At 70.3% G+C, this 12,053-nt stretch carries 12 protein-coding genes; 9 read left to right on the top strand and 3 right to left on the bottom strand.

The window, feature by feature from the left end:
- The 5 genes from ACJ73U_RS19935 to ACJ73U_RS19915 all read left to right on the top strand — a co-directional run.
- A partial coding sequence (locus ACJ73U_RS19935) for a thioesterase domain-containing protein (RefSeq protein WP_407779164.1) occupies positions 1-854 on the top strand: 854 nt, incomplete at its 5' end.
- Positions 851-2,314, top strand: a complete 1,464-nt coding sequence (locus ACJ73U_RS19930; RefSeq protein ID WP_407779163.1) for an MFS transporter — start codon at positions 851-853, stop codon at positions 2,312-2,314. The genes ACJ73U_RS19935 and ACJ73U_RS19930, both read left to right, overlap by 4 nt.
- A gap of 10 nt (positions 2,315-2,324) precedes the next feature.
- Positions 2,325-3,353 (top strand): ABC transporter substrate-binding protein, encoded by a 1,029-nt coding sequence (locus ACJ73U_RS19925; protein ID WP_407779162.1) that lies wholly within the window; start codon positions 2,325-2,327, stop codon positions 3,351-3,353.
- A gap of 3 nt (positions 3,354-3,356) precedes the next feature.
- Positions 3,357-4,445 carry a FecCD family ABC transporter permease gene (locus ACJ73U_RS19920; protein WP_407779161.1) on the top strand — a complete coding sequence of 363 codons (1,089 nt, stop codon included), beginning with the start codon at positions 3,357-3,359 and terminating at the stop codon, positions 4,443-4,445.
- Positions 4,442-5,221 carry an ABC transporter ATP-binding protein gene (locus ACJ73U_RS19915; protein ID WP_407779160.1) on the top strand — a complete coding sequence of 260 codons (780 nt, stop codon included), beginning with the start codon at positions 4,442-4,444 and terminating at the stop codon, positions 5,219-5,221. The genes ACJ73U_RS19920 and ACJ73U_RS19915 overlap by 4 nt, the downstream gene beginning before the upstream one ends.
- Positions 5,222-5,363: 142 nt before the next feature.
- Here the strand turns inward: ACJ73U_RS19915 and ACJ73U_RS19910 are convergent, their stop codons facing one another.
- Positions 5,364-5,861: a hypothetical protein gene (locus ACJ73U_RS19910; RefSeq protein WP_407779159.1), complete on the bottom strand. Its 498-nt coding sequence runs from the start codon at positions 5,859-5,861 to the stop codon at positions 5,364-5,366.
- Between the two features lie 122 nt (positions 5,862-5,983).
- Between ACJ73U_RS19910 and ACJ73U_RS19905 the strand changes: the two genes are divergently transcribed.
- Both ACJ73U_RS19905 and ACJ73U_RS19900 read left to right on the top strand, forming a co-directional pair.
- Positions 5,984-6,568, top strand: coding sequence for a sigma-70 family RNA polymerase sigma factor (locus ACJ73U_RS19905; RefSeq protein WP_407779158.1), 585 nt, complete (start codon positions 5,984-5,986; stop codon positions 6,566-6,568).
- A 181-nt stretch (positions 6,569-6,749) separates the two neighbouring features.
- Positions 6,750-8,015: a sensor histidine kinase gene (locus ACJ73U_RS19900; protein ID WP_407779157.1), complete on the top strand. Its 1,266-nt coding sequence runs from the start codon at positions 6,750-6,752 to the stop codon at positions 8,013-8,015.
- On the opposite strand, the gene ACJ73U_RS19895 is transcribed toward ACJ73U_RS19900, so the two are convergent.
- Positions 7,911-8,516, bottom strand: coding sequence for a DNA-binding response regulator (locus tag ACJ73U_RS19895; RefSeq protein ID WP_407779156.1), 606 nt, complete (start codon positions 8,514-8,516; stop codon positions 7,911-7,913). The genes ACJ73U_RS19900 and ACJ73U_RS19895 overlap by 105 nt on opposite strands.
- Positions 8,517-8,554: 38 nt before the next feature.
- A complete protein-coding gene (locus tag ACJ73U_RS19890; RefSeq protein ID WP_407779155.1) occupies positions 8,555-10,075 on the bottom strand; it encodes a SagB family peptide dehydrogenase in 1,521 nt (506 codons plus the stop codon).
- Positions 10,076-10,406: 331 nt separating this feature from the next.
- Here ACJ73U_RS19890 and ACJ73U_RS19885 point away from each other — a divergent pair, with 331 nt between their 5' ends.
- Together ACJ73U_RS19885 and ACJ73U_RS19880 are read left to right on the top strand one after the other, a co-directional pair.
- Positions 10,407-11,264 (top strand): TauD/TfdA dioxygenase family protein, encoded by an 858-nt coding sequence (locus ACJ73U_RS19885; RefSeq protein ID WP_407779154.1) that lies wholly within the window; start codon positions 10,407-10,409, stop codon positions 11,262-11,264.
- Between the two features lie 259 nt (positions 11,265-11,523).
- Positions 11,524-11,772, top strand: coding sequence for a phosphopantetheine-binding protein (locus ACJ73U_RS19880; protein WP_407779153.1), 249 nt, complete (start codon positions 11,524-11,526; stop codon positions 11,770-11,772).
- The last annotated feature ends 281 nt before the right edge of the window (positions 11,773-12,053 follow it).

Below are 12,053 nucleotides of genomic sequence, written 5' to 3'. Positions count from 1 at the left end.
TCGGTGTCGACGACGACTTCTTCTCCCTCGGCGGCCATTCGCTGCTCGTGGCCAAGCTGATCACCCGGATCCGCGAGAGGTTCGGCGTGGCCATCGGTATCCGCACGGTGTTCGAGGCGCCGACGGTCGCGAAGCTCGCCGCCGCGCTCGCCCGGGACACCGCGGACGCCGCCGCCGACGCCGTGGTGGCACTGCGCGCCGGGGGAAGCCTGCCCCCGCTGTTCTGCGTCGCGCCGGCCACCGGTCTCGCCCTGTCCTACACCGGCCTGCTCGCGAGCCTGCCGGACCGGCCCGTCCACGGGTTGCAACTGCTCGGCGCCACCGGCCGGAGCGTGGCGGACATGGCCGCCGACTGCGTCCGGCGCATCCGGGAGATCCAACCCACCGGGCCCTACCACCTGCTCGGCGCGTCCTTCGGCGGCCTGGTCGCGCACGAGATGGCCGTGCGGCTGCGGGAGCTCGGGCAACCGGTCGCGCTGCTCGCGTTGCTCGACTCCTACCCCTTCCCGAAGGCCTGGCGCGACGTGCCACCCGCGACCGAGGCGGAGGTCGCGGCCACGCTCGGCGACCTGGACCCGGAGCAGGTCGCGCTGGTGTACCGGGCGTTCGTCCACCACTCCCGCATCGGCGCCGAGTGGACGCCGCGCCGGTTCGCCGGCGACGTGCTGCTGTTCGAGGCCACCGAGGGGAAGACACCCGACTGGCCCGGCCCCGCCACCTGGTCGTCTCATGTGGACGGTCAGGTCCTCGTGCACCGCATCGCCTGCACCCACGACGCCATCACGAGCGCGCAACCGCTCGCGCTGATCGGCGGCACCATCGCCGAGCGCACCGGGCTCAGGAGGGTGTCGTGAACCTCCAGGGCCGGCTCGGCCTCGCCGGGGTGCTGGCCGCGACGTTCATGACCCAGGTCGACGGGTTCGTCGTCAACGTGGCCAGCCCGTCGATCCAGGCCGACCTCGGCGCCGGGTTCGACGACATCCAGCTCGTCGGCGCGGCCTACGTGGTCGCGTTCGGCGCCCTGATGATCACCGGCGCCCGCCTCGGCGACCGGGTCGGGTACCGGACCGTGTTCCTCTGGGGCGTCGCGGGGTTCACGCTCACGTCCCTCCTTTGTGGACTCGCGCCGAACGCCGAGCTCCTCGTCGCCGCCCGGTTCCTGCAGGGCGCGACGGCCGCGTTCATGGCACCGCAGGTGCTCGCGATCATCCGCGCGACCGTGCCCGACGCGGAACGGCGCGCGAAGGTGCTCGGCGCCTACGGCGTGGTGATCGGCCTCGGTATGATCATGGGGATCGCCGGCGGCGGCATCCTCGTCGACCTCGACGTCGCCGGGCTCGGCTGGCGGCCCGTCCTGCTGGTCAACGTGCCGATCGGCGTCGCGGTCCTCGCACTCGCGCGGCTGGTGCCGAACAACGTGCGTGCCGCGGCCCAACGCCTCGACGTCCTCGGCGCACTTCTGACCACCGTGGGGCTGCCCGCCCTGCTGGTGGCACTGATCCTCGGGCCGGGCGACAGGTGGTGGCTGTGGCTCGGCCTGGGGCTCGCGCTCGCTGTGTTCGCGATTCTGGCCGCCCAGCAGCGCGAGTCGCACAAAGGCGGTGGCGACCCGCTGTTTCCGCCGCGGGTCGTCACCGCCCCGGGGATGCGCCTGTCCCTGTTGACGGTGCTGTCCTTCTTCGCCACCAGCGCCGGGCTGTACCTGGTGTTCACGTACTACGTGCAGACCGGGCTCGGCATCGCGCCGACCACCGCCGGCCTGATGTTCGTGCCGCTCGGGATCACCTTCGCGCTCGGCTCGGCCGCGTGCCGCCGGCTCGGCCACCGCGTCCGCCGGCCGCTCCCCGTCGCCGGCACCGCGCTCGTCGCCACGGTGCTCTACGCCGGCGCGCTCATCGCCCAGCTGCCGCGCGAGCTCCAGCCGCCGCTGCTGGTGGTGATGATCGCGCTCGCCGGGTTCGGGCAGGGACTGGTCGTCGCGCCGCTGGTGGCCGGGATCCTCGGCCGCGTCGCGCCGACCGATGCGGGTGCCGCGTCCGGCATGGCGACGACCGTCACGCAGGTGGGCCTCGCGCTCGGCGTCGCGCTGGCCGGGGTCTGCTACCGGACCGTGCTCGGTGCCACGCCGGGCGACGCGGGCGTCCCGTTCGGCGACCACGCGCTGGCGTTCACGTTCGCCGCGCTGCTGCTGGCGGGTTTCGCCATGACCACGTGCCTGCTGAGCGCACGGCTCCACCGGCTGCCACCCCACGAACCCGCGGGCACCGCGTTGCCAGCGGAACGGAAGGAAGCGGCCGCGGCCGCAACCAACTGAAGGAGAACCGATGAAGCTCAAGCAACTCGCCGCCGCGGCGGCGGCGGTCGTCTGTCTCGCCGCCACGGCGTGCGCCACCTCGACCACGAGCGCCGACCCGACGAGCGGGGCGCCCGCGGCCGGCTACCCGGTGACGATCACCAACTGCGGCAAGAAGTACACGTACACGCGGGCGCCGAGCCGGGTGGTCGTCATGAACGGCGGCTCGGTCGCGGAGGTGTCCTCGCTGCTGGCGCTCGGCCTCGGGGACAGGATCATCGCCAACGCCCAGTCCTACGGCGCGTCCGAGGTGCCCGGCCGTGTCGACGCGATCGCGAAGCTGCCGACCGGCGGCATCAAGCTCAACGACATGATGGACATCCCGCGCGAGGCGATGATCGGGCTGGCGCCGGACTTCGTGATCTCCACCTACGACGGCGGGTTCCGCGCCGAGTCCGGGTTCGCCACGCGCGAGGACCTGGCGGCGATCGGTGCCAACACCTACTCCCCGGAGAGCACCTGCGGCGACGTCGGCACGGTCAGCGGTACGCCGTCCATCGAGGACAGCTATCGGCTCCTGCGCGACCTCGGCAAGATCTTCGGCGTCAGCGACAGGGCGGAGAAACTCGTCGCCGACGCGAAGGCGAAGGTCGCCCGCATCCAGCAGCAGGTCGCGCACCTGCCGAAGAAGAAGGCGATGCTGATCATCCCGGGCATGGCCATGGGCAGCGAGTTCAGCTCCGTCGGCGCCAAGGCGATCTGGAACGACATCATGGCCAAGGCCGGCGTGGAGAACGTGTTCGCCGGCGCGTCCGACCAGATGTTCGCCAACCCGTCGCGTGAGCAGGTCGCGAAGGCGGACGTCGAGCTGCTGATCGTGGTCAACTACATGTCCAAGGATCCGGCCGCCGACGCGGCCAGGCTGTTCGACGAGTTCCCGCAGTGGGACGCCGCGAAGGACAGGTCCTTCGTCGTGCTGTCCGACTCGATCTACCTCGGCCCGAGCAACGACCTCGCGATCGACAGGATCGCGCACGTCGCGCACCCCGAGGTGTTCTGAAGCATGAGCGCCGTGGTGAGGGAGTTGCCTGTCGCGCGGAAGGTCAGGGCCTCCGCGCGGCAGGCGCCGCTGCACGGTGTGCCGCTGTCGGTGTGCCTGCTGGTGCTCGGCGGGCTGCTGGTGCTCGCGGTCCTCGTGGCGGCCGCGGTCGGGTCGGTGTCCGTGTCGGTCGGCGACAGCTGGCGGATCGTGTGGGCGCACCTGACGGGGACGCCGTCCGGGGTGGACCGAGCGTTCGACCAGATCGTCTGGACCTTCCGGATCCCCCGGGTCCTGCTGGCCGCGCTGTGCGGCGCGGGGCTGGCGGTGGCGGGTGTCGTGCTGCAGGCGTTGGTCTCGAACCCGCTGGCCGACCCGTTCATCCTGGGGGTGTCCGCGGGTGGGTCGGTCGGCGCGGTCGTGGTGATGGCGTTGGGCGCCGGCGCGCTCGGCGGTCTCGGGGTGTCCGGCGCGGCGTTCGTCGGCGCCTTGCTGGCGGTGGGGCTGGTGTTCCTGCTCGGGCAGCAGCGTGGCCGGCTCAACCCGGTGCGACTGGTGCTCGCCGGGGTCGCGGTCAGCTACGTGTTCACGTCGATCACCAGCTTCCTGCAGTTGCGGACCGAGCCCAACAACATGCGGCAGATCATGTTCTGGCTGCTGGGCAGCGTGTCCGGGGCGCACTGGTCGCAGCTGCAGGTGGCCGGAGTGGTCGTCGTCGCGGTGACCGTGCTGCTGACGTTCTACGGGCGGCAGCTGAACGCGCTGGTGACGGGCGACGAGTCGGCGACCGCGCTGGGGATCGACGTGAAGCGGCTGCGGGTCCTGCTGATCGTGTTGACGTCGCTGCTGGCCGGGGTGCTCATCGCGGTGGCCGGCGGGATCGGGTTCGTCGGCCTGATGGTGCCGCACCTCGTGCGGCTGGCGTTCGGCGTCGACCACCGCCGGCTGCTGCCGCTGGCCGCGCTGGTCGGGGCGACCTACCTGGTGGTCGTGGACCTGCTGTCGCGGACGCTGGACCCGCCCAACGAGCTGCCGCTCAACATACTGACCGCCCTGTTCGGCGCGCCGTTCTTCATCTGGCTCATGCGTCGGGATCGGAGCATGGCGTCATGAAGCTGTCCGTTCGCGACGTGAGCGTGGCCATCGGGGGGACGGAGATCCTGCCGTCGGTCTGCCTCTCGGTGCGGCCGGGGGAGGTCGTCGGGTTGATCGGGCCCAACGGGAGCGGGAAGTCGACGCTGCTGCGGACGATCTACCGGTCGGTGCGGCCGTCGTCGGGGGCCGTGCTGCTCGGCGACGCGGACGTCTGGGCGCTCTCGGCCCGGTCGGCCGCGCGACTGACCGCGGCGGTGTTGCAGAACAGCCCGGTGCCGCCGGGGCTCACCGTGCGGGAGGTGGCGGCGCTCGGGCGCACCCCGCACAAGGGCATGTTCGACCGCGAGACCGTCGGCGACCGCGAGATCGTGGACGACGCGTTGTCGCGGACCGGGATGCTCGGGTACGCGGACCGGATCTACGGCTCGCTGTCCGGCGGCGAGCGGCAGCGGGTGTTGCTGGCGCGGGCGTTGGCGCAGGAGCCGTCGTTGCTGGTGTTGGACGAGCCGACGAACCACCTGGACATCCGGGCCCGGTTCGAGCTGCTGGAGCTGGTGCACACCGTCGGCGTGACCACGCTCGCCGTGCTGCACGACCTGGACCTGGCCGCACGCAGCTGCGACCGGCTGGTCGTGTTGGAGTCCGGGCGGGTCGTGGCGTCGGGGCCCGTGCTGGAGGCGTTGACGCCCGAGGTCCTGTCGGACGTCTTCGGTGTGACCGCGGTCACTGAGCGTCATGCCGACGGCGTCGTGCGGATCACCTATGGAGCCCGGCCCCTCGCTCGGGCCGGCTGATCCGTGCTCGCCGTCGCGGCGCCAGCTCCTCCCGGGGGTTGGCGCCAGTCGCTTATTGATTGTCATCATTCGGACCGGCTGCCGGGGCGCACCGATGACAGCATTCAGCAGGCTTTGTTCGGTTTGCTGGCCGCGGTGAAACTCAGGCGCTTTTGGCCGATCTGGTCATCGATCGTGTCAGAGGGGTCACCTCGGCCGCCGGAGCTGGCCGGCAAAGGCGGTTCGCGGCCGGTTCCGGGGTGGGGGACGGGCGGGGTGGCCGGCTTGTGCGCCCCAGCAGGGCGGCCAGGGTCAGCACCGCCGCACCCAGGGCCAGCTGCCACGCGCCGGCGTCGGGACCGCTGCCGGCCAGGGTCAGCACGCCGGTGCCGCACTGCAGGACACCCACTCCGCCGAGCGCCAGGCGCAGCCGCGACCACGAACGCTCCGCGCCGGACGGCACGCGGGCCAGGACCGCGTCCGCGACGTCCGGCCAGGCGACGACGGCGCTCGTCCGCGTGCGCCTGGTGATCAGTGCCGCGGCCTCGTACCAGAACGCGCAGTCGGCGCAGTGCTCCATGTGCGCGTCCGTGGGGTGGTCGGCGACCTCCTCGTTGTCGAGGCGGGCGCTGAGGGCCTCTCGGAAGTGTTCGCAGTCCACGTCCTAGTAGTCGGGAATGGGTGCCGGCTGGTTCCAGCGCATTCTTGAATATAGCGATGAACCAGACTTGACCGGGACTCGACTGATCAACATTTCGCGAATTCAGGAGTTATCCTCTAATCATGTCGGATTCAGGGGACGAGGTCACGGACTTAGCCGTCGCGGCTGGCCGCGGGGATCGGGACGCGGCCAACGCGTTGATCCGGGCCACGCAGCGTGATGTCTGGCGCTTCCTGCTCTACCTGGTCGGTCAGCCCGCCGCCGAGGAGCTGACCCAGGAGACGTTCGTCCGCGCGCTGAGAGGCGCGCACCGGTTCCGGGGCAGCGCCCGGACCTGGGTGCTCGGCATCGCGCGGCGGGTCGCCGCCGACCACCTCCGGACACGGTCGCGGAGCGTCTCCGACCAGGTCCGGCACCGGGCCGCCGAGCGGGCCGCCGAGCGGCAGCTGCCCGGGGCCGACGACACGGTCGCGATAACGCGGGCGGTGCGGACGCTGCCCGACGACCGGCGCGACGCGTTCGTGCTCACCCAGGTGCTCGGGCTCGGCTACGCGGCGGCCGCCGAGGTTTGCGACTGCCCGGTGGCGGCCATTCGCGCCCGGGTCGCGCGGGCGCGGCAGGAACTGGTTGCGGCGGTCGGCGTCGGAGAAATGCGTCCGGAAGGCCTAACGCGCGGTAGGAAATTCACCCGACCGCTACGGACATAGTGTAATCTGCTCGGGATAGTGCATTTGTATATACGGGACACACACCTACGTACCGGGCGGAGCTACTGAGGTGAACAGAGTGTCTGTTCTCGCGTTACCCACGATCGGCCGGTCGCGGGTGCGGCGCGCGCCCGGCGGGCGCGTGCGCCGGCGGACGTGAGCCCGAGCCGGAGTCGCTCCCGTGCGCACCGCTCCCGGCCATTTACCAGAGGGTCTCGGCCCGTTCCCCGCCCCGAGGCTGGCGGTCGGCGTCGTCACCGCCGTCTTCGTGTGCATCGGCCTGATCGGCTTCGTCCACGTCCTGCTGCTACCCGGCATCGGCATGGGTGGGATCGTGCTCTCGCTCGGCAGCATCGTCGTGCTGATGCTGATGCAACTGCGCTGGTACGCGCACACCCGCCGGCTCCACAGCCCGTTCGGCTACGTGGTGCTCGGCGCCCAGGCCCTGCTCGTCTACCTGCCGATCCTGATCTTCGGCCAGGCCTGGGCCGGCATGCCCGGGTTCCTCGCCGGCAGCGTGCTCCTGGCGCTGCGGCACGTGTCCGCGTGGGTCGCCTTCGGCCTCGTCGTGGCCAGCATGGGTGGCGTGGAGTGGATGTTCACCGGCCGGCCACTCGACGTTCTCTACGCCGTCGTCTCCACGATCACCACCGGGCTCGTCGTCTACGGGCTGTCCCGGCTCGCGGCACTGGTCACCGAGGTGCGGGAGAACCGCGCCGAGATCGCGCGGATGGCGGTGCTCGGTGAGCGGCTGCGGTTCGCGCGCGATCTGCACGACCTGCTCGGCTACAGCCTCTCCGCCATCACGCTGAAGATCGAGCTCGTCCACCGGCTCATGGAGTCCTCGCCGCGGGAGGCGGCCGACCAGCTGCTGGAGGTTCTGGAGATCTCGCGGCTCGCGCTGTCCGACGCGCGCAGGGTCGCGAGCGGTTACCGCGAGATGTCGCTCGAGGAGGAGTGCCGCTCGGCCATGTCCGTGCTGTCGGCGGCGGACGTGACCGTGCGGCTGGACAGCGATCACACCGACCTGCCCGTGCACGCGAGCACCGTCCTGGCCACCGTGTTGCGCGAAGGTGTCACGAACCTCTTGCGACACAGCAAGTCCAAGCACTGCGAAATCATCATTCGACAGAACGACGAGCACGCCTCGATCGAGATCGTCAACGACACGACCGCGGAGGGTGCGGCTCCGGTACGCGCCGGCCCGGGCGGACTGCACAACCTTTCGGTGCGTGCCAAGGAGATCGGCGGCACCGTCACCGTCGAGTGCGCCGACAACACGTTCCGGCTGCGGGCCCGGGTGCCGTTGCGCACCGCGCGGCACGGGGCGCGACCACCGCGGTCACAGCCAGCCGGCGTCCCGTGCGATGCGGATGGCGTCGACCCGGTTGCGTGCCGCGAGCTTCCCGATGATGGTGGTGAGGTAGTTCCGGACAGTGCCGACTGACAGAAACATCTTCGACGCGATGTCGACAGCCTGCAGGCCTTCGGCGGTGAGCCGGAGGACCTCGGTCTCGCGTGCCGTGAGCGGGGACTCCGCACTGTCCCAAGCGGACATCGCGAGCTGGCTGTCGACCACGCGGCGGCCGGCGGCGACGCTGCGGATGGCGGCGGCGAGCTGCGCGGCCGGCGCGTCCTTCAGCATGAAACCCGTGACCCTGGCCGAAAGCGCGCGGCGCAGGTTGCCAGGGCGGGACAGTCCGGTCAGGATCAGCGTGCGGGTTCCCGGCAGCGCCTCGTGCAGCTCGGTGACCGCGGTGAGACCGTCCTTGCCGGGCAGGTCGATGTCGAGGACGGCGACATCGGGCCGAACCTTCTGCGCGGTCGGCACGATGTCGTTGCCGTTGGCCACTTCCGCGACCACCTCGATGTCCGGCTCGAGGTTGAGCAGCGCGACAAGGGCACCACGGACCATGTGCATGTCTTCGGCAAGCATCACCTTGATCATTTCGGCGTCCCTCCGGGCCCGATGCGCCTCCCGTTTTATCACGCGCGATCGGGCTGCGCACCCCCCTTGCGGCGCAACGATTCCTGTGTGTTCACCCCCGTTTCCGTTGAGTGACCCCGAACCCCGACGGCGAACTCGCCAACGCTCACCTCCGCCGGCCAGCACAGGCCGAACGCGGCCGTGGCCAGCTCGCTGTCGCCCATGGCGAGCGCGCACGGCGCGAGCCCCAACATGGTGGCGACCAGGTACATGGTCTGCTGCAGGACCCCGACGTGCTTGAGCGTGGTGGCGTAGGCGATGCTGTCGTACACCCACGACAGCCGCCCGATCCGTGCCGTCATGGTGATGAGCACGGGCGGCCTGGACGACCCGATGAGCACGGTCGCGCCGGCGATCAGCTCGTCGACGTCCCGCGCGCAGTGGTTGATGAGCGTCAGCGCGTGACCGGCCGGATCGTAGTGGTAGATCCCGCGCGGCAGGTCGGGGCAGCGGTCGACGGTGAGGTAGAGGTCCAGCTCGTACAGCGACCCCGCGCTCGGGTACGGCCGCTCCGACACCGTGTACCGCACGTCACCGGCGCCGCTGACCTCCCGCTGCGAGCGGATCCGCGCCGTGCGGTACAGCAGTTCGCCCAGCTGTGCCGCGGTCGGGCCCTCGTCGGCGAACACCCGCACGGAGTGGCGGTGCTCGATGGCGTCGGTCAGTGACATCCCCGGTGCCGCGGCCGCGTCGAGGTCCGGCCGGGGGAGGGGGTGGCGCTGGCCGTCCGGCAGCGGCTTGACCACGGGCAGCGGCCGCACCGTGCTGATGTGGTTGAACGCGGCACCCGCCGGGTTGTCGTGCCGGCCGAGCCTGCTGCGGGAGTGGAACAGCAGGTCGTGCGGGGACCAGGTGAGCAGCGCCGGGTCCCGGTCCTCGGCGAAGGTGGGCGCGTCGCCGTTCCCGTTCTCCGCACCGAGCAGCACCATGCCCGCGCCGGCGAGGTAGGCGACGATCTCGAGGACGAGCGGCCGCGGGAGGTTGGCGTCGCGCGCGACCTCGGTGCTGGTCGTCGGCCGGCCGAGCGCGCCGACCACCCAGGAGGCCAGTGGGCGGTGCAGCACCACGCGGTGGTGTGCGAGCGGGGACTCCACCAGCAGCTCGTCGCCGTTCTCCCGGATGAAGGCGAAGCGGGAGAGGCGGATCGGGCTGGTGTCGGTCAGCCGGCCCTGGTGGGGCAGGTCGAAGAGCCCGCGCGGCGAGACCGGGACCACCGACAGCAGCGGGCTCGACGCGTCCCGCAGCGCCAGCGAGTGGACCACGCAGCCCGGCAGCCTGCCGAGCGTCTCGTGCAGGTTCTTCGGGTCGAGGTCGACGGCGTTGCCGAGCGCGACGGGGCCGTAGGTCATGCGGCGTAAGAAGTCCTCGACGCCGGGTGCCGCGTCGGGAACCTGCACGTCGCCCCAGCGGGTCAGGATGGTCAGGGACCGGCCCCCGCCCGCCTCGATGGCCACGTCGTCACGGAACGACCAGAGCTGCAGACGGAACTCTGGTGGTGGCGCGCCGGCATCCGGTTGCACTTGTCGCTCCTCGCGCGCGTGTGCGCCTACAGGTCGCTCGCGGCGCGCACACGCGCGCCCCCGACTTCCGTTGTAGCACCGAGAGGTGTGCGCGTCGCCGTGCGCGAGTGCGCCTCGGGTGTGCGACCAGGTGAACTCAAGGTCGTTGCGTGTTTATGTCCACTGAGGACAGGGTATGGATCGTTAACCGCGCCCAGATGAGGATTTGTGGGGGCGTCTCGGGAACCAGTCACGGGTGGGCACCGACTACTTTCACGAGACCGCAGTGATGGTTTGTGAGTGTGGACATGAATTTCTCATGTGGTCACCGCCGATTACCGAAGGACAGGTCATGAAAATTTCCCCACAGGACGGCAAGACGCTCGGTGTCGTGGTGGAGGGCTTCGACGCCAACACCGCCACCGCGGAGGACATCGCCGAACTGAAGAAGGCGGTCTACACCAGCAAGATCGCCGTGCTGAAGAACCAGCACCTCGAGCCGGAGGAGTTCCTGGCGCTGGGCAAGAAGCTGGGCGAGGTCGCGGAGTACTACGAGCCGGTCTACCACCACCCGAAGGTCAAGGAGGTGTTCGTCTCCTCCAACGTGAAGGAGGACGGCAAGCAGATCGGCGTCCCGAAGACCGGCAAGTTCTGGCACTCGGACTACCAGTTCATGCCGCGCCCGTTCGACCTCACGCTGATCTACCCGCAGGTCGTGCCCACGAAGAACCGCGGCACGTTCTTCATCAACATGGCGACCGCGTACCAGCAGCTGTCCGAGGACCTGAAGCTGGCGGTCAAGGGCACCACCGCGACGCACAGCGTCCTGCGCTACTTCAAGATCCGGCCCGACGACGTGTACCGGCCCATCTCGGAGATCATCGACGAGGTCAACGCCAAGACCCCGCCGGTGGTCAGCCCCACGGCCGTCACGCACCCGCACACCGGTGAGACCGTTCTATACATAAGCGAGGGTTTCACCATGTCCGTCGAGGACGCTGACGGAGTGTCCCGGCCGGACCTGTTGCACGAGCTGCTCGAGGCCACCGGCCAGCTGGACCGGACCTATGAGCACGAGAACATCCACCTGCAGACCTTCGAGAAGGGCGACATGCTGGTGTGGGACAACCGGAGCCTCATCCACCGGGCCCTCCACACCGCGACACCGGAGCCGGCCGTGTCCTACCGGGTGACGGTCTACGACGACTGAGCGTCGCTCGCGGTGTCGCGGGTGCCGCTCGCGGTGTCGCGGGTGTCGCTCGGGTTCGGCTCGGGCGCCGCTCCGGTTGCCCGCGTGCTGTTGCTCGGGTTCGGCCCGGGTTGCCCGAGTGTTGTCGCTCGGGTTGCTCGGGTGCTGCCCGCGTGTTGTCTGCTCGGGTGTTGCCCGTGGTGTTTCTCGTGCACCCCCTGGATCGGCGGCGCGATGGTGCGCCGCCGGCCTGGTTTCCTGGAGATCGGGGTGGTGCTTTGTGTTGACTTCCGATGTTGTGCGGGCGGATGTGGCTTCTCTGCTGCATGTCCTGCCCGAGGAGTCCGACAACCTGTTCGAGTTCGGGTTGGACTCCGTTCGGGTCGTCATGCTGGTTGAGCGGTGGCGGGAGGCCGGGGCCGAGGTCAGTTTCGTTCAGCTCGCCGAGGCGCCCACGCTTGGGGAGTGGCTTCGGATTCTTGTTCCTGTTGTGATGCCTCAGGTGCCGCCGTTGACCAGTGCCGCTTGAGCGATGATGGCCGGGCCTTTTCGGGCTCTTTGACGGCTGCCCGGTTGGTGGTCGTCGTTCTCGGTGCTCGGTTCCGCTGGTGGGGCCGTGGTGCGCGCCTCGTCCTAGGTGTTCGGTGGTGGTGGCGGGATTGTACGGGCGGCGACTCACGCGTCAAGGGCGCCTTCGGCGTCGGGCTTCGCCCGATGTCGCTTCGCTCCACCCTTGACCCGCGAGCCTCCGCCGCCCTGGGCAGGCACCTCCGGGTGATTTCTGTAGAGTGTCTTGTTTGGAAAGTGTTT

Source organism: Actinophytocola sp. (genome assembly GCF_045807065.1).
In the GTDB taxonomy this organism is placed as follows: Bacteria; Actinomycetota; Actinomycetes; order Mycobacteriales; family Pseudonocardiaceae; genus Actinophytocola.
The sequence above is the reverse complement of the archived record's forward strand: the minus strand, read 5'-3'. Positions and strand labels throughout refer to the sequence as shown.

What these genes read in the sequence shown, in the direction of transcription:
- ACJ73U_RS19925 (WP_407779162.1), top strand. Translation starts at nt 2,325, where the DNA reads ATGAAGCTCAAGCAACTCGCCGCCGCGGCGGCGGCGGTCGTCTGTCTC.
- ACJ73U_RS19920 (WP_407779161.1), top strand. Translation starts at nt 3,357, where the DNA reads ATGAGCGCCGTGGTGAGGGAGTTGCCTGTCGCGCGGAAGGTCAGGGCC.
- ACJ73U_RS19915 (WP_407779160.1), top strand. Translation starts at nt 4,442, where the DNA reads ATGAAGCTGTCCGTTCGCGACGTGAGCGTGGCCATCGGGGGGACGGAG.
- ACJ73U_RS19905 (WP_407779158.1), top strand. Translation starts at nt 5,984, where the DNA reads ATGTCGGATTCAGGGGACGAGGTCACGGACTTAGCCGTCGCGGCTGGC.
- ACJ73U_RS19895 (WP_407779156.1), bottom strand. Translation starts at nt 8,516, where the DNA reads ATGATCAAGGTGATGCTTGCCGAAGACATGCACATGGTCCGTGGTGCC.
- ACJ73U_RS19885 (WP_407779154.1), top strand. Translation starts at nt 10,407, where the DNA reads ATGAAAATTTCCCCACAGGACGGCAAGACGCTCGGTGTCGTGGTGGAG.